This window comes from Rhodopirellula baltica SH 1 (assembly GCF_000196115.1).
Lineage (GTDB): Bacteria > Planctomycetota > Planctomycetia > Pirellulales > Pirellulaceae > Rhodopirellula > Rhodopirellula baltica.
Window position 1 is genome coordinate 2,581,918 of record NC_005027.1, and the last position, 25,740, is coordinate 2,607,657.

Here is a 25,740-nt window from a genome sequence, read left to right on the forward strand (position 1 = left end):
TTCCATTTGGTGAACTTATGCATCTGCGTTTCTGGTTGTTCTGCCTCGCACTGGTCTACGGTTCTTCTTGCCAAGTTGAACTGGCCGCTCAAACCGAAACTCAGACTGGTGTTCTGCTGATTCCAGAGGACGTTTACGACCAAATCCCAACGAGAGCAGCTCTTCGCGCACCCTCTGCTCCAACGACGGAGTCTGCCGAGACCGTTGGCCGGCCCGACGTACTGAGCAACGTTGCACCTTTACCGGACGTCCCGCCGGGCAACGATTCAGTGTTGATGGTCCCTGCGGCGGATGCGATGTATAGCGCAGCACCGGGGATCGATCAAAATTGGGGACCGAACGATTCCATTGAGCTACCTGACCGCGTCGACCTGCGTGAGTATCTTCCAACGCCGGGCAAACAATCTCAGAACGATTGTGTGGCTTGGGCAGTTGCCTATTCGGCCTACTCCTGCCAAATCGGTCAGGAACGTCGACGCAAACCAACGTTCGCCAGCGACCAATTCAGCCCCAAGTATGTCTACGACAATCTCTCCAGCGACGGAGGTGGACTAACCATCCTTCAAGCCGTCAACTTTCTAAAGCTGAATGGTTGTGCATCACGAGCAAACCTGGAGACACCGAACGGACCAATCTCATCCCGCGCCGTCGTGGAAGCCAACACCTTCAAATTGATGGACAACGCACGGGCACGCAACTTGAACGATATCAAGCTGTATTTGTACGAGGGTTATCCGGTTGTTTTGGTCGTTCGAATGAAAGGCGATTTTCGCGACGACGCTGCGTTGTCTTCACCTTATCTTTGGACCAACGATCCGTCAGACGATGTGAACCACCACGCCGTCACGGCCGTCGGCTATGACGATCAAAAAAAGTCACTCTTGCTGATGAATTCATGGGGAACACAGTGGAAAGACCAGGGATACTGTTGGGCATCCTACGACAACTTCACGACAATCGGCCAAAACAATTGGTGCGCAGAAGCCCACGTGTTGAAGGTCAAGAAAAGTGCCCCCTTCGATGCCTGGATGGCTCAACAAGATAGCGACGGTCCAGCCAATCCATTCGGTCCACCACCAACGATTCTCTGGCGTCACTTCTCACTAAAGAACGATCGCAAAGTCTACGAAGACAACCAGCTCATATCGCCGTCTTCGTGGAAAGTGGACGGTTTGGCTTGCAACGCCAAGAACCTATTCCTACTTGCACGTGATCAGACCGTCTATCAGATGAACGATGACCTGTCTGGTGTGAGCTGGTCGCATCTGAGTCGATCACCACTGGACGATGAAAAGGTGTGCATGATGGCCGCCGTCAAATCCCACGCCCTACATGTCTTGACCGAAAATCAAACGCTCTACAAATTCGAATCCGAATCAGCCAATTGGCGAACCGTTTCTTTGCCACAAAACGATTTGAAACCGATCGACCTGAGAACGATCAATGACAAGATCCGAGTGATCACCGATAAAGGAACGGTCTATCAGCAACAACCGGATGGCGAATGGAACGAACTGAAGCAAGTTCAGCCGTGATCATTTAGCCCCTGTTTCGTCAATTTTCAATGTCCTCGCGACACGAAACCCGAGATAGGGATGGAACGTGTAGAGCTTTTCTTGCTCTCGTTTGGCCGATCGCATGGTCGTTGCGATGTAGAAAACCGCACTGCCTCGAGCGACTCGATATGCAGATTGGTTGTCGATCAAACCATCGCTGTTGTCGACAATCATCCGTTTGTTATGACGACGTGATGAATCATGTGTTTCGCACCACTCCATCACATTGCCGAGCGTGTCGAAAAGTCCAAACGAGTTAGGAAGCAGTTGCCGGACCGGTCGGAACAAAACCTGCGCTGATTTTGCAGAACTCTCCGTCGTCCAGGCGTATTGTGGCAGTAGCTCGGGAGCATACCCGTAGTAACGCGGCGTGTTGGTTCCTGCTCGGCATGCAAATTCCCATTCGGCTTCCGTTGGCAATCGATACCCGGTGCGTTCCAAGAAGTTCTTCGGTCTCTTGATCCCTCCAGGCGACTGATAGTCTCGCTGGATCTCCTCGATCGATGGGTAACACATTTCCGCTTCCGGAACATGTTCCTGCTCGCTCAGCCAGCGACAATATTTAATTGCATCAAACCATCCAACTGAGGTCATCGGACAATCGGGCTGGGTCGTGTACTGGGTCGCATAACTTGCATCGGGATCAAATCGACGGAATTGCTCCAGGGTGACTTCCGAATCCGAGATCGCAAATGATCGTGGAATCTTTGTTTGAATGGGAACTTCCAACGAGTGATCCCGAAACAATTCGTGTCCGGGCGACCCCATCACAAAATCAACCGGCCCGCGAAGATGAACCATGGTCTGGCCTTGTCCATTCCGGTTCCAGATTGGCGAGAACTCATCATCGCTGAGATTCACTTCACCCGGCTGCAATCCGGGATCCACCTGGGGTGATTCCGCGAAATCGATTCTTTTTGTGACCGAATCCCAGCCCCAACGATTGGCCAGGTAACGACAAATCGAATGCAGAGATGCGTTCGGGTCATTGCTTCCCCATTCCTCGATCATCGACTTGAGTGCTCGCAATTCGTGAACTGGCAACTGTTCAGGTCGATACCGAGCCAACGAGGCAATCAACGCAACGCGACGGGACATGCTGGATTCAATGCGAAGTTGTTTCAGCAGCAAAGACGGCGGCACACTCAAAGATGCCATCCGATCGATCAAAAAGGATCGCAACCGAGGATCGCCCGCGTCCTCGAGTGCCTTCCAAAGATGATTGGCCGATCCAAGACGCGTCAACGCGACAATAGCGTTGGCCTTCCGGCTGGCAACATGGTCTTTTTGCTCATCCGAAACAATCGGACGGCTCCAAACAGACGCCGCGACGGTCTCGTCGCTATCCTCCACCAAAGACAAACTGGTCAGTCGAAACCCATCTGCCGCTAAACGTTTTGATTCCGCCAAATGCTCGCCCGGAGGCAGTCGATTGAGTGTCCGCGATTCGTGGGTCCCACCGTTCCACCAAACTGCCGAATAGCTGATCGTGTCTTCGTCAAATTCACCCGGTGGATTCAATCGAATGTCGGTTTGGTATTTCTCGAGCTGCAATCGCGATCGAAAATGGTAAGGACTATCATTCCATGTGTCCTCAGCCATTGGAGGTGACACCAATCGATGACGAACGGAACTGTAACGATCGTTCCCATTGGGATCACGCCGCTTCAGGTTGGACTTCGGCACGAACCCACCTTCGATGAGCGGCCCCCACCCCTTTGATTGATGCTCTGAATCAGAAAGCCCCAAGTAAATTTTTGCGTCAATGGTGTCGCGGGGGAGTTCCGTCCAAAGAACACCATACTCCTGCAGTGCATCAGATTCTGGGATGTCGCTGGACGTCAGATGATCAGGAATGGCAGTCACGTCGCAAGGATAGAACGAATCATCCCGCATTGATTGCTGGAGTGTATCAATCGACTCTCGGTCAACGCCGCGAGTGAATTTCCAATCCAGCCCATCGCGTTTGAAAGCGGCTGCCAAGTACGGCTCGTCTCCAATCGCGTAAACGCGGACGCATGCCGGTCGATAGGAACAGCTCTGCAACTGACGAGCGATCGATTCAAAATCATCGAGTCGACATTTCTGAATCATCGCGAAATCTTGGGTGACAAACCCATCCAGCGATTGAATCTGTTCATTCAGTCCTGCGTCTACCTCTTTGAACAAGCCACCTGGACTGTCGTCGATCCACTTCGGCTCGGCCTCCAACATCAACTCATCGTTGAGCGATTGCGAGACGTAACCTGGGTTCTCCATCGCCACTGACAACAGCAACTCAAACTCGTCCTTCTCCGCGACGACGAGCAAATCCTTCAGGATGGGATCGAGCGGCTCGATGCATTTCGAGATCAAAAACGCCGCGTTCAATCGAACATCGCCGTCTTGCCCGGATGGGTCGGCGTCGGTTGACGGGTCAAAGTACTTGGATGCGGGCTGAACAATGTGTCGGGCAATTTTTGTGAAGCCCGGTGTGAGCTCACCAACTCGCGTTGGGTTTTGATTCACGATGGCTTCCACCAATCGCGAAGCATGACTTTCCCAAAGCGAGTTTTCCGCATCCAGCTGAGACAGCACCCAAGCGAATCGCAATTGTTGATCTTCGTCCAAAGCCTGAGATTGATATCGTGACCAGAGCATGTTTTTGGCGATATCGGATTGCAACCGAAGTCGCTCGGCAATCACCCCGAGCGTGTCCGGCCCCGATTGCGGAATCGCATCCACCAATGGCTTGACCTGCGTCGAGTCGTCTTGCACCAACGCCAGTCTCGCAGCCAAAATTTCCCGAGGTGTTTTGGACGCATCATTCAAAACGGCTTTCAACCGAGGGTGTGCCTCGTCACGAACCAGTTGAATGGTGTTGATCACGTCCGGCATCATTTCCATGTCGGCCGCCAACAAACGAGACACCGTTGAATCCGTTCGTTGTTTCGCCAAGCGATTCGACATGTCGTTGTTAATCGCCGTGACCGCCAGTCCCGCGATCAAGAGAACGATTGCGGCGAAGGCCCATCGTGTGCCGTGATAGCGAGCTGATGCGGCCATCAGCTTGGACTGGTCTTCTGTCCGCTGTGCCGACTGGGTCAACGCGAGAAAACGAATGTATTCCAAACCGCTGGGTAAGAACCGATTCTCGCGATTACTTTTCCAGTACTCGGTGAGATCGTTCAAACGAAGACGAGCCCGGCCCCGAACAGTTTGACGATCGCTCTGAGTCAACCAATCACGGATTGGCTCCACCAAAAAGTCGTGTGTGAGTTGATAACAACGCAGCGTTGAATCGGATTCCACGCCGTCCATCGCCGCCGTGGGCGTGATCAACCGAAGTTCTCCATCGAGAGCCTCGATCAATTCTTCGAAGTTTTCATCATCCAGCGACGCAACCTGCTGAAGCCGATCGACGTCTTTCATTTGACCTTTGATTTTCGTGCCGCGTTCGGGCAGCAACTCAGCCAAAACCGCTTTCGCGGGATCACGCAGACGACGATGGTGCGGCGAAGCGTTTGATCCTTCAAACGTTGATTGCAGATATCCGATGTCGATGCCTTCGGTGCCACCGAACTCAGCCAGCGTCTTCAGGTTCCATTCGCGTCCCTTCAGCATTTGCGCCAGAACGGCCAAGTGAATCGAGATCACCTTTCCGTTTTCTTGAACGGCATCAACGATGCTATCGATGAACTTCTTTTGCTCGTCCGTGATACGACTCAAATCATTGGGCAAACAGCCATACGCTCTCCCAAATTCGGTCAAGACATAGCGTGCGTGACGCAAATCGAAACGATCCACCGCGATGCAATTGACATCTTGAACCAGACGCAAATCCAGCTCGTGAAAGAACTGCGTGGCGGGCATCCAAAAGTCGTCCCGGATCAGCAGCAAGCATTGCACGTTGGCTCCGTCGCACTGCCGAATTGCATCGACAAGCACTTCGTCTCGAATTTTTGGGTGGGCGTGCAACCACTGTTCGAACTGATCAACAATGACCAGCACTTTCTTGCCGCCGCTAACGCCCTTTTTCCGCAGCGACGACATCGCACCGATGAGCGTTGACTCAGCCGCAGTGCTCGAATCCAGTTTTTGAAGTGCCGAAAGCAATCGAGATTCAGTGTGTTTCGCGTTCGCTTCCACCGAAACGACTTCGACCGCTGGATCCAATAGAGGAACCAATCCTGCCTGCATCAGGGAAGACTTTCCTGATCCAGACGGCCCATAAATCAATGCAACGCGAAAAGCATCTTCGGCTTCGCGAGCATCGATTCGAATTTTGAGCTGACGCAGGACTTCAGGAACTCCGTGTGCATCTCGGGCTCCTGGAACCAATTGCAAAAAGAACCTGCGATCGTGGCGATCAAACGCCCGCAGGCCTTTCGGGATGACACGTGATTCTGATTCATCTCCCTTCGCGTTAGCCTCGACGCCGGGTGGTGCCCACTGATTGGCAACCGGTACGAACTCAGCCGATAGATCATCGGTGTAGTCGACCGTGGTTTCATTCGATTGAAATGTGCGTAGATCAGCCGCCATCGCGGCTGCGTTCGAATAGCGATCCGACACTCGTTGGGCCAACGCTTTCAAACAAATGCGTTCAAGCTCAATCGGCAATTGTGGGTTGAACTGGCGAAGCGGCGTCGGCTCTGCGCGAACAATGTCCTGCAGCAACTGCTGGCTGGATCCACCACCAAAGGGGCGACGACCAACCAGCAATTCGTACAACACGATCCCCAATGCAAAAATATCGGCGCGACCATCGACGAGGTGGCCTTCCCCGCGTGCTTGCTCCGGACTCATGTAGGAATATGTTCCAATCAGTAACCCAGCTCGGGTTGGACGCGGCGCGTCATCGCTCATCGCCAGTCCAAAATCTGTCAACCAGGCTCGATCCTGAGTGTCGATAAGGATGTTGCTCGGTTTGACATCGCGGTGGACCAAGCCATTCGAATGTGCGTGGTCCAAGGCGTCGGCAATGGACGCGGTCCAAATCAGCCCTTCCTCAAGCGACGGTTTGCCCTTGAGAATTCGCTCTCGCAGATCGACGCCTTGGATGAATCGCGAGACGACAAAGAACGGAAACTGATCCGATTTGCCAACGTCATAAACCGGAACGATGTTGGGGTGATCCAGTTTCGCGACCATCCGAGCTTCGGACGACCACTGAAATTCATCGTTGACGTCATCCAATGATCGTAGCGGAACTTTGATTGCGACGTCGCGATTGAGCGACTCATCCTTCGCATGAAAGACCGAGCCGAAGCCACCGCTTCCGATACGCCGAACGACCCGATAACGCCCAATCCAATCGGGCGTTTCGATCTTAGGAAGCGACTTGCCCGAAGCAATGGTTGCGTCCACCTGAGACGTCTCGGATGGACGTCCCGTGTTGCCAGGTTGAGTAACGCTTGGAAGGTCCGATTCGGAAGTCAAACCTTCATCCTCATTGAAAGTGCCAACAAACCGCGGATGGTGCGATGCACCGTTTTCCGCAGGTGTCTAGCTTACCCCACTTCGACATCCGAAGTGTTGGGCTGGCACGAAAATGAGACGCCGAAAGCTTCTGAACGAACTACGGCCGACCGAATCGCAGAAAGTAATTCTCGTCAAAGCCATCCAGCTTGACTTCTTCTCGAAACACAAACCCGGCGGCTTCGATCTCTTTGCGGAATGTCTCTTTGCCAGCTCGTACGTGACCCATCGTCCATTCACGGGACTTGCCTTCGATTCGCTCAAAGTCGATCACAACCAATTGCCCACCGGGCTTCATCGCATCGAAGATTGACTTCAACGAATTCGCGGGATACTCAAAGTGATGGTAGACATCACAAACAAATGCCGCGGTGATGCTATTCGGCGGAAGACAAATGTCATCGGGCAATCCGAGGACGGGCGTGACATTGCCGAGACGTTTGAGCTCGGAAATTCGACTGACACGCTCGATAAATTTCGGAGCAATATCGATCGCGAAAATCCAGCCGTCTTTTCCAACGGCATCGCTGAACGGTTCCAAAAACAAACCGGTCCCGGTGCCGACGTCCGCCACCTGATCGCCGGGCTTCAATTTCATTGCCGCGACGATCTGGTCTTTGGCCGCGTAGACTTCGCGGCTTTCTACTTCAAAACGTTGCAACCAAGCGTCGACGTCCAATTCGGGATCCAGGAAAGCATCGTTGATTCCTGGATTGATCGAATCAGAGACCGTTTCTTGCGCATTCGAGTCGTTCGAATGCACACTACAAATCACAGCGAGAACTGCGAGGCAAAAGCGTTGCAACGTCATCATTTTCAGTCCAATGATTTGAAGCGGATGTCTTTGAATTCAGCCCACATCGGTTTGCCAGCGTGCAGTTGCAACGCAAGTTTGCCATCGAGCAATTTCAGTTCGGGTTGCTCGTCGGTGAAGTCAAGGATCAACTTTCCGTTTAGGAAATGCTGGATGTGGTTGCCTTTGCCGATGATGACGACTTCGTTCCAGCCATCCAATTGGAAGAGTTTTTGGAACTCAGCTTCATCCATGAAGTTCTCCAGCACCTGCTTCTTTCCGTCTTTCCAAGCTGCCTTTTCGCCGACCATGCAGATCCGGCCGCGGCGGCCACCTTCGTCGTAAATGAATCCCGCGATGTTGGGGAAGTTCATCTCGTTGCGAAGCTCATGCTGGTAACCACGGACAACCCACTCGTTACGAGCCGATTTGTCGGTGATGTGTTTGGAGCGATACTGAATTCCCGAGTTGTTCGTCGCGTTGCAGCGGAACGACAAGCGGACTTCGAAGTTCTTTGTGTTGCCGTCTTCCCAAATCAAAAACGTGTTGCCATTGGCTTTGTTTTCGGGAGTGGTTTCGCCGTGGATGACGCCATCGCGAACCGACCACAATCGATCATCGCCGCTCCATCCGGTCAGATCTTTGCCGTTGAAGATCGATGTCAAACCGCTTTCGGCGGGTGGCGTGACGGGCGATTCAGCGCGAACGGAGACGACACTGGCCAACGTCAGTGCGAGGCAAAATGCAATCGTCGTCAACTTGTTGGGCGCCAGGGTGTTTGCGAAAAGCAATTTTGTCATCGAGGTGGGATCCAATGGGAGGGAGGGGAGGGGGAGATCAAATTTGATCCACGAGAGTATGATTGAACGCAACGCCGTCGCCAACCATCGAGGCTATCGCGGTCAGAATTCTTTGATCGTTGAAGAATTGCCGCTACACGAGGCTGCTCAGAATCGCAGCAGGTTGACCGAGCCCCAAAACCTCAAACAGGCGTCATCGAACTGATTTTCCGCACCCAAAACGTGCCCGCATAGTTCGCCCAATCGCCTCAGGCAGATTGTCTTGGACAGCGTTTGGCATATTCTAAGCGAATGCCTGGTCCCAGAATTGCTTCGTGCAATTCTTTCGGCCAAAGTGCCGCCTAGGCGAACCACGGGTTCGACTCGCATGGTTGCGAGGCCTGAACGATCTGCACCGGCCGCTGCTGACGCGGGGCCAACCGACGGATTTTGATCCGAGAGGTTCACGGTGGAGTACTTTCAAACAAGGAATGATGCCAATGTCCGATTCGACTCCAATTCAGAATGCGATCATCCCATCGCAGAATGCGACTCGCCCGGACCCAGTCGTCATCGCGAAAGATTCCCCGGAACCGACCGAGACGCTCTACTGCGAAGATTTGCAAGTCGGTAATGAGTGGCTGAGCCCCTGGCGGACCATCACGGCGGACGATGTCCGAGCGTTTTCAGTACTGACCGGCGACTTTGATCCACTGCATGACGAAGACGAAAACGGCGAAAGCCTCATGCCGAAGTCGCCGTTCGGCCGCCCGGTAGCACATGGTTTATTGGGATTGAGCGTGCTGGCGGGATTGTCGACCGAATACCCACGTGCCGCGACTTTGGCTTTGGTGTCGGTCAGCGATTGGAACTTCGACAACCCGGTCTTCTTTGGCGAACGAGTTCGCGTGGTCACAACCGTCGAATCCACCGAAGCCCACGGACGTCGCGCCGCGAAAATCACTTGGCATCGTCAATTGATCAGCGACGATGGCCGAACGTTGCAGCAAGGCAAGTTTGTGACTCTGGTCGCATCGAACAAACGTTACCGTCGACAACCTCGCTGATACAAATCGCCAGCGTCACCCGAAGCGATCCACCGTCTGGCAGAATTTATCGGTGGATGAATTGTTTCGCGGCGAAGCACGCCAACGCCGCTAGCGTCGCGGTTGGATTACCGATCGTGGGCTCAGCCAAGACTGACGCATCCACAACTCGCAAGTTGGACATTCCGCGAACCGAGAAATCGGAGTCCACAACGCTTCCCAGAGCACAAGTTCCAGCGGGGTGATAAAGCGTTTGTGAATAGCGAGCCATCGCCGCACAAATGGCATCGTCGGTTTGTCGCTTTGCACCCGGAATCATTTCGGATCGAAGCCACTGATCGAGCATCGATTGCTTGACCAAATCCCGGACCCAGCGAACTCCTTCGAGCAACTCGACTCGATCACGGTCGTCGTTCCAATAACCGGCATCGATAATCGTTTCGTCATCGCTCCATCGAATGCGGCCTCGCGATAGCGGACGCGTCACGTTGACACCGATGGTCATCGCCCCGCGCCGAGTGTCTTTGGGGAACCGAAGGTAGTCAGTTGGTGTCACGTGCAATTGCCATCGTTGCTCCGCATCTAAGCCACCACACTCGGCAATGTTACAAGCGATCGGACCACCACCGGTGTGTTGCCACTTTGCCAAAGCCGCCATTTCAGGATCCGCATCGGAGAACGCACCGCCATCATGGGAATGAACCATGGGCATGATCAGATGGTCGTGCAGGTTGCCACCGATATTTGAATCATCGATTCCACTTCGATGCAGCAACGTTGGCGATCCGATCGCGCCGAGTGCCGAAATGACTTCGACGCTGCTTGCAATTGAACTCGTCGCTCCATCAGCCCAACCAATCCCGGTGACCGTGTCACCCTCGATTCGCACCGACAACACGTTGGATCTGACAATTCGAATCAGTTTTGACGCTTCAGGATCGGTACGTTGCAGATCTGAGATTGCACTCGCGGCCGTCCACCGCCGACCGTTTCGATTCAGCCGATCGTAGACGTGAAAGTCTTGATCCGAACCATTCGAAACGGAATCCAAAAACGCCCTGCTGGTGGGACTGATCCAACGAGCACGCTCGGGACGAACGATTTCACGAGCTCGCTCAAACGCCACACGAAGTTGTCGCTCCGTGTCGACTATGACATCCGCGTTCTGTGGTTGTTCCCCAACAAGCGAATCGGCTAGCGATTGAAAGTCTGCATCAGTTGGCGGGAACCAAATCATCGAGTTGATTCGCCCACTGCCACCCAAACCTTTTCCACGTGGCCAAGGAAGGGACCGACCAGCCAACTCGGCCGATGGTTGAGTTTGATATTGGTAGTCCGCTTTTCCGCCAAGCAAACGCAGCCAGCGAATCGGTCGTTGCTCATCTCTTTGCGGAACGTCATCGCATGGGGCTTCGACAACCCATACGCATGGAGCGTCAGACCCCAGTCGAGATTGCAGTGAAATGGCCAACTCGTGAGCCAGGATCAGGCCGCATAAACCGCCACCCAGAATCACCGTCCCGTGAGAAAACTGATCCGGTCGTTCCGCCTCCATCGGCATCACTCCGTCGGAGTTTGCAAACCCTCGGGCAAAATGCCTTGCTCGACCTCGTCGTCCCATTCGTTCATCAGCGGCCAATCTTCCGCGAGCGTCCCGAAGTCGGCCATGTGCAAGTAACCACTGACCCGCTCGATGACTTTGTCCAGCATCGCGTTGTCTTTCGCGAAAACCGGGCCGTGACTGGGTGCCAACCACTTCACATCGCTATCACGGATGCGGGTGAGCGATTTGATGAACGAGCGAATGTCGCTTCCGTGGTGAGCATCAATCGCGCCGATGCAACCGTCTCGATAAAGATTGTCACCGGACAACAACACGTCGCCGATCCGGAATGCAAGTTGACTGTCGGTATGCCCGGGCGTGTGCCAGACTTCGATTTCTTTTTTGCCGACGGTGATGATGTCTCCGTCGTTGATTTGGTTTTCGATCTCAACGGGAGGCATTGCCATCTTCAGGTTTTGCGCCTCGATGACCGCCAACGTCTTGAGCGTGTCGCCCGTGGTCAGCGGTTCAACCGCGTTGGGATGCGCCGAGATGGTCGTCTTCAGAATTTGCTTGGCTTTCGCCAATCCCTGGATGTGGTCGACGTCGGCGTGAGTGGCGACCAGCGTTTTGCAACGCGAGAGCGGAAAGTCCAATCCGCGAATGATTTCGACGAAGTCATCGACGGTCTCTTCGTAACCAATGTCGATCAGGATCCATTCATCGGAATCATGGACCAAGTAGACGTTGCACCCAAGCACTTCACCGGCTTGGAAGTTCAACTCGATCACGCCGGGAAACAGGGGTTTTCTTGCGAGCATATTGGGTTGCGAAAAGACGGAGCGGACGGAGAAAAGCAGTCGCCGAGGCGGACTCCGGAGCGAATGTTGTAGGGCGAATCCAGGATTTTGTCACTGCCCATCTCGCACCCCAATCGGTTCGCGTCACCTTGCGTGCACTCAACGACCGGCGACACTGGGGCGACGCCTTCGGTGCGAGCCATGGTCGAAGGCCAGCGGTGCAAAACACACGCACGCGGCATCGGTGTCGACCGAGCCCGAAACTACCGGATTGAGGACCATGCTTCACGCCATCGTTTTTGTTTGTGCATTGTTGCTCGTTGGCGTTTGGTTGCGTCAACAAGTCGCATGGTTTCGCTTGGGATTGATTCCCGCATCCTTGATCGCTGGATTTCTCGGATTGGCGGTCATCCAGTGGTTTCACTGGAACGAGCGTGACACGATGCAGCCCATCGTGTCCGCCCTCGGACCGTGGCCGTCAACCTTGATTGCCGTCGTTTTCGCCGCGATGTTGCTGGGTAAAAGCCCCCAAGATCCATCGTCGACCAATCGGCATCTGGTTCGAGACGTCATGCAACAAGGCCTGATGGTTTGGATCATCGTGTTGGGTCAAACCGTGGTGGGACTCTGGGTCACGTGGTTGTGGGTCGGACCGCAGTTCGATTTACCATCCTCCGCCGGCATGTTGATCGAAACCGGCTTCGCTGGTGGACACGGCACCGCCGCGGCAATGGGCGACGTGTTCAAGCACGCTTCGATCGGCTGGGACGAGGGGTTGGATTTGGGCGTCATGATGGCGACCGGTGGACTGGTCTACGGATTGGTTTCAGGCATCATTTGGATCCAATTGGCCGTCCGACTGGGATGGATCCAAGTTGAAAGTTCCGCCGAGATCTCACCCAACGACGCATCTCAAACCGCAGACTCATTCGAAACCGCAAAAGCGTCCGACGAACCACACGCGGAAACGAATCCCCAGCCAGCATCAATTGGACGGGCGCGAATCGATGGAAGCGTGATCGATCCGTTGTTGTTGCAAATCATTTGGCTGGCACTCGCAATGGGCATCGGTGTTGCGATGCAATCCGGAGTGGGCTGGGCCGCGGAGGCTTTTGGCACGCATTCAGTCGCCCAATCCGCCGAACCGACCACGGCGGAACTCAGCGGACCTGCCGATGCGGGTGAGTCTCAACTGCGTTCTCGATTGACGCTGGCCAGCATCGTAGGGTCGTTTCCGTTGTTCATTTACACCTTGTTCGGCGGATTGATCGTGCGAGTTCTGCTCCGGGCGATCGGGCAGGTCCGCTTGATTGACGAAACAACGATCCACCGAATTTCAGGAACCTCGATGGATTTGTTGGTCGTTGCCGCCGTCGCGACTCTGAATTTGGCCGCCGTGGCGTCTTTGTGGATGCCTTTGGTCATTCTCTTTGTGGCCGGATCGATCTGGTCGACGTTCTGCCTGCTGTTTCTTTCGAGAAAAATTTTGCCCGCTGAAAAATGGTTCCCGCTGGGTTTGATCAACTTTGGAATGTCGACGGGCACGACCGCGACCGGATTTGTACTGTTGCGAGTCGTCGATCCTGATCTGAAGTCGGGTGCGGCCGAGGATTACGCGTTGGCGGCTCCTTTGTCAGCACCCTTCGTTGGCGGTGGCATGATCACCGTTGCGATGCCCTTGGTCGTCCTTTCTCGAATTTCCGTGGTTTGGCCAGCCCTATTGCTGGCGACTTTGCTGGTGGTGCTGATCGTTCTGGGGATTCGATCGAGACGATCCTGCTGACCCTTCGAAACCGTCATTTGACCCGCCCGATTGGTGGCGGGTTTGGCAAACCAGGCAGTTCAGCGAATTGCGTTCTGGCCTCTCATCGGTAGACTGTAGTTTCCTCGCCCCAGCGATCACCTCATTGCAGATTTCATGGCTGAATTGAATCACGAATGCGGCGTTGCCGCGATCTACCACCTTTCTGGTCGCGGGCGCAGCCCGGTGTGCACGGACGATGGACCGCGACAAATTTCGCGTCTGTTGCCCCGCATGTTGCTCGACATCCAAAATCGCGGGCAGCTTGCCGCTGGGATGTCCACGTTCGACCCCGATCGTCCCGCGCTGCTGAAAACGCGGCGTGATGTCGGAACGGTGACGGAAGTCTTCCGCCTGAATCATCGGGCCAAAGCCGAATCGTTGATGAAATCGCTGGCCGGTCGCGCCGCCATCGGACACGTTCGCTACGCCACCTGTGGCGCCGATGACCGGAACTACGCTCAACCTTTCGAGCGACGGCATATCCATAAACGCAAATGGTTCAGCTTCTGCTTCAATGGCCAACTGGCCAATTACACCCTTTTGAAGCAGCGGTTGCTCGCCGATGGCGATCACCACTTGGCACTCGACACCGACACCGAAATCATTCTCCACGAGATCGCTCGATTGCTATCGCAGTCGCAGGAACGAGTCGACTGGATCGACGTCCTGAAACAGGTCACGGCCGGTTTCGACGGTGCCTACTCAATGGCATTGTTGACCGCAGAAGGTGAGATGTTGGTCGCTCGCGACCCATTGGGCATCAAACCGATGTGCTACATCCACGAAGGCCCGCTGTTTGCCTGTGCCAGCGAAAGCGTCGCTCTTTTGAATCTCGGGTTCGAACCAGATCAAATTCGATCGTTGCCTCCTGGTCATGCGATCTTGATTGATCCTGACGAAGGTTTCCGGATGGAACGATTCGCGGAACCCGAAACGCCCAAACACTGCTTCTTTGAATGGATCTATTTCGCCAACGTCGCCAGCACGCTGGACGACCGAAGCGTCTATCTTTCGCGAACCAACTTGGGTCGTGAACTGGCCACCGCGGAACGTGAGTTCGGTCGAGTTCCGTTGGACGATCCAGACACGATCATTGTGCCGGTTCCTGACACCAGCAAAGCTGCCGCAGACTCGATGGCCTATGAATTATCGATCCCATGCCGCGAAGGCTTGATCCGCAACCGATATGCCGGGCGGACATTCATCGAAGGCGGTCGCGCTCGCAAAGCAAAGGCGGCGGCAAAGTACACGCCGCTTCGCGAAGTCTTGCAAGGGAAACGAGTCATCCTGGTGGAGGACTCCATCGTTCGAAGCACGACCATGAACGCGTTGCTGGATCGTATTCGTGACGTTGGTGGCGCGAAGGAAATCCACGTTCGCGTGGCTTGCCCGCCGATCGTTGCTCCGTGCTTCTACGGAATCGACATGAGCACGATCGATCAATTGATCGCGCCGAAGTACTTCTCGTTGACCGGTGAACTGGACGAAGAATCGCAGCAACGGATGGCCGACGATCTCGGTGCTGATTCGCTGCAATACTTGCCAGTATCCGCAATCGCACGAGCCATCAACTTGCCGGAGGAACACCTCTGTCAGGCTTGCGTGACGGGCAAATACCCAACGCCTATCGGCCAGCACCTGTATCAGATTGCATGCGACAATCGTGGGGCGAGAGTCAACAATCAGCGAACCTACGAGCAACTCGCTGCGGCTGTTGCCGGACAGTGATGCAGACTGGTTGAATCCAGATTGGTTGCTGAGTACGGAATCGAATTGAGAGCTTGATCGCAAATGGATCAGCTCTCTGGATTCATCTCAATTTGACGGTTCAGCTCAGGCGTGGCTGACGGTTTCGCTTGTCTCTTTGCATCCGTGTTGCGACTGCCGATACCATACTCCAACAAGTGCTTGGTGATCTTCGCCGCATGCACATGACAGTTCTCGAGGAATACTTGGTACTTGCTGCTTTGCGTGCCACCGACGGCGGTTCCAGCGACGTAGATACCCGGCAATTCGGTTTCCATTGTCTCGTCGTTGTAGATCGGTTTGCCGCCAGGATCTTCCATACGAATTCCCAGCTGCTTGAACAAGGTTTTGTCTTGTTCGTAGCCGATCAGCGTTAGCACATCGTCGAAATGCATGTGCAACGTGTGATGCCGCCCGTCAGGCAACGTCTGATCCAAATCGACTCGTTCCGGCGTGATCGCGGTCACTCGGCTTTCAAACAAAGCTTCGATCGCTTTGCTTCGAATCAGACCATCGATCTCCGGACGCAGCCAATACTTGATGCTGGCCTCTGGCAGTTCTTCTCGATGATAACTCAACGTGACTTTTGCACCGACGCGGTGCAAACGGATAGCGGCTTCGACTGCGCTGTTGCGACCGCCGACGATCAGCACGCGACGCCCGTGATAGTGGTGAGCTTCACGTAAGTAACCGTCGACATGCGGTAGATCTTCACCGGGAACATTCAATCGATTCGGATGGTCCGTTCCACCAATCGCCAGCACCACCGCCGATGCTTCGATCCACTTCGAACGGACTTGAACCTGCCAGCGACGAGGGTCATCCGGCCGAGCTTCGATTTTGTCGACCTTCGAAAACGTTTCCACCGGAACATCAAACTGATCGACGACACTTCGCAAGTAGTTGAGGTACTCTTCCCGGCTCGCTTTCGCTTGGTCAATCGTGTTCAACGGAACGCCGGCAATTGAGATGCGGTCGTTGCTGCTGAACCATCGCGTTTGGGGTGCCCACCACGAGATCGTGTGACCGAGCGGTCCGGCCTCGAAAACCAACGCATCAATCCCGTTTCGACGCATCTCAATCGCCGTTTCGATTCCGATGGGTCCGCCGCCAACCACCACCACGTCGCAAACGCGATTGGGTTCGTGCGGTGCGGGATCGGTGGATTCAGATGGTTTCACGAGTCAGTCTGTGCTGGAACGATTGAATTGATATCGCGCGGATCACGTTTCCGAACGAACGCGGTTCATTTTCAGGACTTGGCAACCGCCCGGAATGCGATGAATCCGATGACGATCAAACACGCTATAGTCTAGCAAAATTCGGGTTGGTTCGAATCGTTTTTCGAGTCCCCGTTTGTTTCAACTCTCTGCCACCTGCACGAGCGATTCTCATGATGCAACTTGGTTTTGTCAGCGCCATCTTGCCAGAATACGATCTGGAAGAAGTCTTCGCCGTCGCGAGCCAGTGTGGCTACGAATGTGTCGAGGTCATGTGCTGGCCGCCGGGCAAAGCAGAACGTCGGTACGCGGGAACGACGCACATCGATGTCAACGATCTGACCGACAAACGTATCGAAGAGATTCAGTCCCTTTGCCAGCGATACGATGTCGCAATCAGTTCCTTGGGCTACTACCCCAATCCGTTGTCACCCGACGAGTCCGAGTCAAAGGTAGCAGCAGAACACTTGATCCGATTGATCGGGGCGTCCTCTCAACTGGGAATCGGCCGCGTGACCACGTTCGTTGGCCGCGATCCGAAGAAAACGATCGACGACAACTGGCCCCGTGTTGAAAACGTTTGGGGCCCCATCATCGAAGCGGCCGAGAAGTCCGACGTTCGAATCGGCATCGAAAATTGCCCCATGTTTTTCTCCGACGACGAATGGCCCGGCGGAAAGAATTTGGCGATCAGTCCGGCGGTATGGCGACGAATGTTTGAGACATTCCCGAGCGAACACTTCGGACTGAATTACGATCCATCTCATCCAGTGTTCATGCACATGGATTACCTGACGCCAATGCGAGCCTTCGCAGATCGTTTGGTTCATGTCCACGCAAAAGACGTTCGCGTCGACCAAATGATGCTGGACCAAGTCGGAGTGTTTGCCAATCCAAATGAATGGCACACACCAAAGCTACCAGGACTCGGACAAGTCGATTGGGGGCAGTTCTTTTCGATCCTGACCGACACTGGATACAGTGGACCTGTTTGCGTGGAAGTTGAAGACCGTGCTTACGAAGGCTCGATCGAGAATCGAATTCGAGCTTTGAAACAAAGCCACGATTATCTTCGGAACTACTTGCCAAGGATGTAACGGGTCGCCCCGGACGGGTACGGCGTGAGAGTGCATTGCAAAGTGCAATTTGTTCAATGCAAATTGCAAAGTATTTCCGGCCTGGCAAGCCACCTGTTTAACCGACCTGCGATTGCCAATTTGCAATGTCCATTTTGCAATTTGCAATCACCTCGCCCCACATTGCGATCACGCCACATCGCCCCGGAAGAGGCCGTCGTGGGAGATGCAGCGTTGTTGCGCCGCGTACGCGATCGCTTGAAAGTAAACTCGGTGCAAAGAAACTTGGAAGTTGATCGCTGCCCGACGGAACAGTTGGGGACAACTGTTCTACTCTGGTGCTGCACTTGGGCTCAATGAGCTTCGAGCGCTTCCCAACGTTCATAAGACTGGGCAAGTTCCTCTTCCTTCACCTTCAACTCCTCACTCTTCTTGGCGATCACATCGCCGCCGGATTGATAGAACTCGGGAGCGGCCATCTCTTCGTGAATCGCCGCGATCTCTGCCTCGAGCTTTTCAATTTTCCCCGGCAACAATTTCAATTCTCGTTGGTCGTTGTAGGAAAGCTTGACCGCCTTCGCGGCAGGCTTTGAAGTGGCGTTGTTTTTGGCGTCGGGATTCGACGTCGCCTTTTTGCCACTCACTTTTCCGGAACCCGATTCAGCGCGTCGTCGCTTGGCGACCGCTTCCCAGTCGTCGTAACCGCCGACGTATTCGTTGACAATTCCCGGATCGGAGTCGTCGTCGAAAACCAGCGTGCTGGTCACGACATTGTTCAAGAACGTCCGGTCGTGGCTGACCATCAACAGTGTGCCGTCGAAGCCGACCAATTGCTCCTCAAGTAATTCCAGTGTCTCGGCATCCAAGTCGTTGGTCGGTTCGTCCAACACGATGACATTGGCGGGCTGGGTCATCAGTTTGGCCAACAAAGCACGATTGCGTTCTCCACCGGACAAGAACTTGACTTGTGTTCGAGCCCTTTCGGGCGTGAAGAGGTAATCCTGCAGATAGCCCATGATGTGCTTTGTCGCGTTGCCCACCTGAATCTTGTCACTGCCCTCGCCCACGTTTTCTTGGACGGTGAGCTCTGGATCCAGCGTGTCTCGCAATTGATCAAAGTAGGCGATCTTCAGGTTCGTTCCCAATCGCACCGAGCCCGAAGTTGGCTCCAGCTTGCCCAAGATCAACTTCAGCAAGGTCGACTTACCAGCACCGTTGGGGCCAATGATTCCAATCTTGTCCCCACGCATGATCAAAGACGAAAAGTCGCGAATGATCACACGGTCGGTTCCGGGATAAGTGAACGACACATTGTCGAGTTTGGTGACCAAGGCACCTCCGCGTTCAGCGACTTGCAGGTTGAGCTTGGCTTTGCCCTCAAGACTGCGGCGTTGGTTGGCCTCGTTCCGCATCGCCTTCAGCGCTCGCACGCGACCTTCGTTACGGGTCCGTCGAGCCTTGATGCCCTGTCGAATCCAGACCTCTTCTTCGGCGAGGCGTTTGTCGAACAAAGCGTTTTGTTTTTCTTCCGCATCCAAGGCGGCAGCTTTGCGTTGAAGAAACGTTTGGTAGTCGCACGTCCAATCGAACAAACGCCCGCGATCAATTTCCCAAATACGATTCGCGAGCGATTGCAAAAACGACCGGTCGTGAGTGATGAACATCAGCGTGCCGGACCATCGACTTAGGAAGTCTTCGAGCCAAATGATGGATTGAATGTCCAAGTGGTTCGTCGGCTCGTCGAGCAACAGCATGTCAGGTTCGCTGGCAATAGCCCGCGCCAACAACACCCGCCGCCGCATGCCACTGGACAAGCTTTCAAAAGCAGTCGCCGGATCCAAGTTCATCCGCGAAAGTGTTTCCTCGATCTTTTGCTCGATCTCCCATGGTTCCCAGGTGCCATGGTCGGTTGGTCCAAGCGCGGTGCCCAATCCGGCGGTCGTTCCCATTTTGGAAAACTGTTCGGCCGGCAACGTCATGATGTCTTGGACGGTCCCTTTGACATTCTGCGGAACGTCTTGAGTCAACCGAGCCAAACGAACATTCGGGTCCAAAATCACTTGGCCGTTGTCAGGCGTGACGTCGCCCGACAACATTTTCAAGAGCGTGGTTTTGCCCGCTCCATTGCGACCGAGCAAACCGATGCGTTGCCCTCGTTCGATACGTGCGGAAACCCCGTCCAGCAAAGCTGGACCGCGAAAACCGATGGTCAAATCATCCAGTGAAATCATACTGTCGCGGTGCTTTCGGTAGCGTCGTTGGTGGAATCGTCCATGGATTCACGGAATAGATCTGCAATCACATCTTCGAGAGGCGGGTCTTCAACGACCACATCCTCGATTGCATGGTCCCGTAATGTTTCGGCCAGCAATTTGGGCACTTCGGCCCGCGGAACGCGATAGGTCAACTTCGGCCAATTCTCGTCGACCACTTCGCCAAGACGTTCCGGTCGGGTCAGGTTCTCCGACGCCGCGAATTGCAGCGTGACCAGCTTGTACCCGCTGAACTTATCGACGATTCCCGACAGCGAACCATCGTATTGAATGGTGCCCTGAGCAATCACGACAACGCGACGACACAAAGCCGCGACATCCTTCATGTAGTGGCTGGTCAATAAGATCGTGATCTTGCGTTTCTCTTGATAGTACCGAAGAAACTTTTGAATGTTGTGTTGGGCGATCACGTCTAGGCCAATGGTTGGCTCATCCAAGAACAACACCTCGGGACTGTGCAGCAACGCCGCGATCAGTTCCATCTTCATGCGTTCCCCAAGCGACAATTCTCGAACAGGTTGATCGAGTAACCGAGTCACGTCGAGCAGATCGCTGATTTCATCCAAGCGAGTTTTGAATTCGCCTTCGGGAATGCCATAAATGTGTTGATGCAACCGATACGATTCGCGGGCCGGCAAATCCCACCACAATTGATTTTTTTGTCCCATCACCAACGCGAACCGGCGGCGGTATCCGTCTTTTCGTTCCCACGGAACATACCCCATGACGCTGGCGGTGCCGGAGGTCGGTTGAATGACTCCGCTCAGCAGCTTCAACGTGGTCGTTTTGCCGGCACCATTGGGTCCCAAGAAAGCGACAAACTCGCCTTGCTCGACCTGCAGATCAATCCCGCGAACGGCCGTGACCTCGCGAAATTCACGGTGGAACAGACCGCGAATGCTGCCTCCGATTCCTTCGCGTTTCTGGTAAACGCGGTACTTCTTTGTCAAATCGCGGACTTCAATGATCGACATGAGTAGGACTTGCAGGAAGAGGTGCGATTGCGGTCGCAAAAACCGGCCATTGTAAGGACAGTTTGCGATCCCGCGAGGCGGCACCCACCCCCAGCGAACACGCTTTTGGAATTCCCCGGCAAATTGGGTGAATCAGTCCCAAACCATCTCGATTCGTGACGTCTTACTCGACAAACGATCAAACAATTCGCTGGCAGTTGAACGAGACAACATGGGCAGCCTGTAAACGTGGTCCGCTGGGCCCGCCGCCGCGGTATCAATTCGAAGCGTTTGCATGTTCCAACGGCGATCAAACGGCGTTTCCGAACAACTGACGGATTGGATTCGATCGTAGAACGTGCAGCTCACCTTTCGATCCCAAAATCCTTCGCGAATGACGACGCCTTCTCCCGACGGCAATTCCGCGAATCCAAAGTGACGATGTCGACGCTGAGCAACCCAAATGTGCAGCGGAATGAGAACCGCCGCGACCAACAATCCCAGTGTCCAGGCATACGGAAAATCGAACAAGACATACGCCAGCCAACCGGCCAGAATGCTGATTCCCTGAGCCCGCAGGCTGGATTTCCGCCGCATCCGTTTCAGCGCCCGTTGGTCGAGCGATTGCCACTCGAGCGAACTTTCCGACCACTTTAGCCCTGGTCGCAGTTGCTCCACCAATTCGTCCAAACTTGATTCGGGGATGATTGGAACGAACCAGCGACGGGTGACGGTGGTCGCGGCGTCTTCGTTTTGCTTGCCAGCACCACCAGCGGTTTCAATTCGAATCGACGCCAGCTTCATCCAGCGTTGCAAGGGCGAGCGATGAATGCTGATCCACTGAATACGCCGACGCGGAACCGTCGCGGATACACGCGTCAGCAACCCACACGAAAGCTGCAAATTTTCGTCGCGAAGTTCGAGACGATAACCGTAGAACCGCAGCACATACCACGCGATCCCAAGCAAACGAATTGCCACCAACACGAGCAACAATGCCCCGATCCAAAGCAGCCATGATTCCCACCAACTGGTTTGCATTGCGGTGACATCCACGCTGCGGGATGACCGCAGACTTCTCGCAATCCGACGAGCAAAGTCATCGTCGGGGCCAAGCATTTGCGAGAGAACCCCGATGACGATCCCGACCATCACAAAGCCACGGTTGCTGGCCAACCCCGCTTGCACCAACCACTTCAGCGGAATTTCCAGCAACGTCGTGCTCGCCGAAACCGGCGCAAGATCCACCGGAACATTCGCACTCGCCGGGACAGCGTGGGTCGTTTCACTTGCGCTTGCATTGGACGTCTTCACCTCACCGAGAGCTGGTGCCTGCTGACGCGCCGCTTCAATTTGTCCACGCAGTGAATCGACCTCACTGAGTGAAAGCACTTTGAGGATCGCCTCGGGTTCCGTTCCGCTGGCGGTTTCGACTCGCACCTCCGCAACGCCCAAGATGCGATGGAACACGTTTTGTACGAGGTCCACGTTCTGTATTCGAACGACCGGCACGTTGCGTCTGGATTTGAAGAAAACCCCAGACGTCACGATCAACTCGCCTTGCGTCAACTGATAGCGATAAAACCAGTATCGGATGAATCCAATCATCCCGAACCCCGCGACCATCACCGCGAGAAAGCCATACGCTCCTAAGAACCCGAGCCAGCTTGATTGGGCACCGTTCCAAGCAACCAAGGCAAGAGGAAGGATCGTGCGTTTCAACACCGCGACAGCTTGAAAGATGATCGAAATTGGATGCAGCGGTTTCGGTTCCGATCTCATTCGGTCACCACTTGTTCAGTCGAGACGATCACTTCCCAGTGGCCGCTCGTCAACGCATCTCGCAATTGATCCGCGGTTTCGGCATTGAGGTTCTCGAGCTGAACCGAAGAGTTCTTCGTTCCCGCGGTGTGAATCACCAACGTCGCCAAAGAATACATCCGCTGCAAAGGCCCCTGCTCGATGTCGCTGTGTTGCATTCGCGAATGCGGGACCACAATTCGATGTCGCCACCAAACGCCACGGCGAATTTCCAAACCATGTTCGCTGATCTTCCAAGAGGCACAACGGTGGGCCGCTTTGGGATAGATCCAACCGCCGTAAACGACCGCGGCAAAAAGCACCAGGCAACCAAACACAACGCCTGCCAAAACCTCTGGCGTCGCTGGCGAGACGAACAAAGGAACAATCATCCCAATCAGACAAACCACCCCGACGATGACAATGAAGATTCCGCCGACAAACCTCTCTAAACGAAGAGCTTCCATAGGCAGGGATTGGTAGGACGCGTCGCCATCCACCGTCACCGAACCACTGGGCCGCGTGACCTCCGGTACGTCTTGCTGCTCGTTTGCAGCTGCTTCCTCTGCCATTGAATCGACACTGACCGGCGCAGTCTCGACGATTGCTTCATCGCTGGAATTCGGGGCGGGTTCGGTGTTCATGGGTCGAGTCACTTTGGGGGGCAAGTCGGTCTGACTTGAAATCTCTATAGGTTGTTTTCCAGCGTGCCAAAGCTAGCGGAAGGCTTGTTTCGCTACACAAATCGCAGTCAACACTCGTCACTCGACGCGATTCCAACACGTCAATGTTCACCGAACAATCTTCCGTGCTTTATCGAAATGCCGGGGTCATTCAAGTTGGAGGATGGAACTGGATTGGCTAGACTGAGGTTCCCTCCTGCGGACAATTCCACCAGACCCGCGAACTTCCCCACCTTTAGCCGTTTGAGCATCCATTGATGTTCCCCGCGATGCCGTTCGCCCGAGCTCCAATCTGCTGCTTCGTTTTGATTGCGTTGGTTGCTGCGCCGACGCATTCCTTCGGCGATGAAGATCCATTCGCCGCGTGGCGAAATGAATATGAAACCGCAATCTATCCGATTTTGGATCAGGCCTGTTCGGAGTGCCATCGGGGCGCGGACGCCGAAGGATTTGACCTGGAACAATTCGGTGCGAGCGACAAACTGCAAAAGAACGCGACCGTTTGGGAAGAAGTCGCCAAACGCGTGCGACTCAATGAGATGCCACCCGAAGGAAGCCCGCAGCTCAACGACGAACAAAAGGCTCTCGTCCATCGATGGTTTGATTCGCGACCGGATGACAACGAGTGCGCCAAGCTGGCCAATGAAGAAACCCAGGCGTGGTACCGCGGCGTCGTGATGAGCCGCCGGCTGACTCGAACAGAATATCTCAACGCCATCCGAGACTTGGTCGGAATGCCCGTCGACGAATCCTTGCAGATCCCGTCGGATGGTTCCGGAGGCGAAGGATTCGACACCGCCGGTGACGCCCTTTTTACCTCGGCGTTGCACATCGAACAGTACTTGGCCGTTGCCAACCAAATCATTACGGATGCTTTGAATTCGGCCGGAAAAGCTTCCTTGGCGGGTGGTTTGTTGACGAACATCGCAAGCGAGGCCGATGCACGCGAAGCGATCAATCAATTTGCCCGTCGTGCGTGGCGACGCCCCGTCGAGGGATCCGAAGTCGATCGACTGATGACCTTGATGAACGCATCCCAACAATCGGGATTGCCAATCCGCGAAGCGACCGCTGATGCATTCAAAGCAATCTTGGTGTCACCTCATTTCTTGTTCGTCGTCGAAACCGAATCCGAAGCCGGTGGCGTACAACCACTGACGCCGCATCAGATGGCAACTCGGTTGGCATTGTTCCTATGGTCATCCATCCCAGACGAAGCATTGATGTTGGCTGCGGATGCAAACGAACTGGTGACCGACGAACAGATCATTGCACAAATGCGTCGCATGCTCGCCGACGAACGATCGCGGGCACTGGGAGAGAACTTTGGATTGCAGTGGCTGGGGCTTTCTCAATTTGAAGGCGAATCCAAACCGGATACGACCCTCTTCCCAGACTTTGACGAACGCTTGGCGGCCGAAATGCGTGAAGAAGCCGTGCGAACGGTGTGGAATGTATTTCGAGACGATCGTCCGTTGATGGAATTGATCGATGCGGACTCCATCCATGCCAACGCGACATTGGCGTCTTACTACGGCCTGGATGCTTCCGAACAAGGACTGACGGAGTTTGACGACTCGGAAACGTGGAAACGCATTCCACTCTTGGATCGCCGCCGTGGTGGCGTGATCACTCTCGCCGCCGTGCTGACCCGATCATCCTACGGACACCGAACCAGCCCCGTGTTGAGAGGCCGTTGGGTTTTGGAAGAGGTACTCGGCGGGCGAGTGCCTCCTCCACCTCCAGGGGTTCCCGCTTTGGAAGAGGCCGAGGCAGACCACGCAGCCACCCTTCGCGAACAACTCGAAATTCACCGCAAGGACCCTCAGTGTGCCGCGTGCCACAACCGCATGGACCCAATCGGTTTTGGCCTCGAAAATTTTGACGCGATCGGTCGTTGGCGAACCGAACAAGACGGTCAATCGATTGACTCCAGCGGCAAACTTCCTTCAGGGGAAACGTTCTCCGGCCCCGAAGAGCTGAAACAATTGTTGTTACGACGAAGCGGTGAATTCAAGAAGCACTTCGTCAAGAAACTGTACGGCTTCGCTCTGGGCCGGTCGCTCAATAAGTTTGACAATTGTGTCGTCGATGAATCGTTGGAAGCGTTGGATAACAATGAGCAACGCGCCACAGTGATCCTGGAAACCATCGTGACCAGTTATCCATTTCGCAATCGTTATTTCAAACCTGCCAACCCATAGACCG

General features: G+C 54.6%; 16 protein-coding genes. 6 read left to right on the plus strand and 10 right to left on the minus strand.

Annotated elements, in window-relative coordinates; genetic code table 11:
- Nucleotides 1-17 precede the first annotated feature (17 nt).
- Nucleotides 18-1,535: a C1 family peptidase gene (locus RB_RS10095; protein ID WP_011120233.1), complete on the plus strand. Its 1,518-nt coding sequence runs from the start codon at nucleotides 18-20 to the stop codon at nucleotides 1,533-1,535.
- Here RB_RS10095 and RB_RS10100 read toward each other — a convergent pair whose 3' ends face one another.
- The 3 genes from RB_RS10100 to RB_RS10110 form a co-directional block, all read right to left on the minus strand.
- Nucleotides 1,536-6,977: a bifunctional serine/threonine-protein kinase/formylglycine-generating enzyme family protein gene (locus RB_RS10100; protein WP_011120234.1), complete on the minus strand. Its 5,442-nt coding sequence runs from the start codon at nucleotides 6,975-6,977 to the stop codon at nucleotides 1,536-1,538. It abuts the gene before it with no gap.
- Nucleotides 6,978-7,116: 139 nt separating this feature from the next.
- Complete coding sequence (locus RB_RS10105) at nucleotides 7,117-7,827, minus strand: class I SAM-dependent methyltransferase (protein WP_011120235.1); 711 nt, start codon at nucleotides 7,825-7,827, stop codon at nucleotides 7,117-7,119.
- A 5-nt stretch (nucleotides 7,828-7,832) separates the two neighbouring features.
- Entirely contained in the window at nucleotides 7,833-8,609 is a 777-nt protein-coding gene (locus RB_RS10110; protein WP_164921820.1) for a 3-keto-disaccharide hydrolase, read from the minus strand.
- Nucleotides 8,610-9,088: 479 nt separating this feature from the next.
- On the opposite strand from RB_RS10110, the gene RB_RS10115 reads away from it, so the two are divergent.
- Nucleotides 9,089-9,655: a MaoC family dehydratase gene (locus RB_RS10115; RefSeq protein WP_231846372.1), complete on the plus strand. Its 567-nt coding sequence runs from the start codon at nucleotides 9,089-9,091 to the stop codon at nucleotides 9,653-9,655.
- A gap of 46 nt (nucleotides 9,656-9,701) precedes the next feature.
- Here RB_RS10115 and RB_RS10120 read toward each other — a convergent pair whose 3' ends face one another.
- Nucleotides 9,702-11,189, minus strand: a complete 1,488-nt coding sequence (locus RB_RS10120; protein ID WP_231846373.1) for a GMC family oxidoreductase — start codon at nucleotides 11,187-11,189, stop codon at nucleotides 9,702-9,704.
- Between the two features lie 5 nt (nucleotides 11,190-11,194).
- On the minus strand, nucleotides 11,195-11,998 hold the full coding sequence (locus RB_RS10125) for an MBL fold metallo-hydrolase (RefSeq protein ID WP_008667138.1): 804 nt from the start codon (nucleotides 11,996-11,998) through the stop codon (nucleotides 11,195-11,197).
- Between the two features lie 259 nt (nucleotides 11,999-12,257).
- On the opposite strand from RB_RS10125, the gene RB_RS10135 reads away from it, so the two are divergent.
- Both RB_RS10135 and RB_RS10140 read left to right on the plus strand, forming a co-directional pair.
- Nucleotides 12,258-13,760, plus strand: coding sequence for a sodium/glutamate symporter (locus RB_RS10135; protein WP_164921823.1), 1,503 nt, complete (start codon nucleotides 12,258-12,260; stop codon nucleotides 13,758-13,760).
- 135 nt (nucleotides 13,761-13,895) lie between these two features.
- Complete coding sequence (locus RB_RS10140) at nucleotides 13,896-15,509, plus strand: amidophosphoribosyltransferase (RefSeq protein ID WP_007327245.1); 1,614 nt, start codon at nucleotides 13,896-13,898, stop codon at nucleotides 15,507-15,509.
- Nucleotides 15,510-15,577: 68 nt separating this feature from the next.
- On the opposite strand, the gene RB_RS10145 is transcribed toward RB_RS10140, so the two are convergent.
- Nucleotides 15,578-16,708 (minus strand): NAD(P)-binding domain-containing protein, encoded by a 1,131-nt coding sequence (locus tag RB_RS10145; RefSeq protein ID WP_011120243.1) that lies wholly within the window; start codon nucleotides 16,706-16,708, stop codon nucleotides 15,578-15,580.
- 215 nt (nucleotides 16,709-16,923) lie between these two features.
- Here RB_RS10145 and RB_RS10150 point away from each other — a divergent pair, with 215 nt between their 5' ends.
- Nucleotides 16,924-17,844 carry a sugar phosphate isomerase/epimerase family protein gene (locus RB_RS10150; protein ID WP_164922809.1) on the plus strand — a complete coding sequence of 307 codons (921 nt, stop codon included), beginning with the start codon at nucleotides 16,924-16,926 and terminating at the stop codon, nucleotides 17,842-17,844.
- Between the two features lie 332 nt (nucleotides 17,845-18,176).
- Here RB_RS10150 and RB_RS10155 read toward each other — a convergent pair whose 3' ends face one another.
- From RB_RS10155 to RB_RS10170, 4 genes are all read right to left on the minus strand, one after another.
- Complete coding sequence (locus RB_RS10155; RefSeq protein ID WP_011120247.1) at nucleotides 18,177-20,054, minus strand: ATP-binding cassette domain-containing protein; 1,878 nt, start codon at nucleotides 20,052-20,054, stop codon at nucleotides 18,177-18,179.
- Nucleotides 20,051-21,070 (minus strand): ABC transporter ATP-binding protein, encoded by a 1,020-nt coding sequence (locus RB_RS10160; protein ID WP_007327241.1) that lies wholly within the window; start codon nucleotides 21,068-21,070, stop codon nucleotides 20,051-20,053. The genes RB_RS10155 and RB_RS10160 overlap by 4 nt, the downstream gene beginning before the upstream one ends.
- Nucleotides 21,071-21,202: 132 nt before the next feature.
- On the minus strand, nucleotides 21,203-22,831 hold the full coding sequence (locus tag RB_RS10165; RefSeq protein WP_011120249.1) for a PH domain-containing protein: 1,629 nt from the start codon (nucleotides 22,829-22,831) through the stop codon (nucleotides 21,203-21,205).
- Entirely contained in the window at nucleotides 22,828-23,493 is a 666-nt protein-coding gene (locus tag RB_RS10170; RefSeq protein WP_164921824.1) for a PH domain-containing protein, read from the minus strand. The genes RB_RS10165 and RB_RS10170 overlap by 4 nt, the downstream gene beginning before the upstream one ends.
- A gap of 308 nt (nucleotides 23,494-23,801) precedes the next feature.
- Here RB_RS10170 and RB_RS10175 point away from each other — a divergent pair, with 308 nt between their 5' ends.
- Nucleotides 23,802-25,736 (plus strand): DUF1588 domain-containing protein, encoded by a 1,935-nt coding sequence (locus tag RB_RS10175; protein WP_231846375.1) that lies wholly within the window; start codon nucleotides 23,802-23,804, stop codon nucleotides 25,734-25,736.
- The last annotated feature ends 4 nt before the right edge of the window (nucleotides 25,737-25,740 follow it).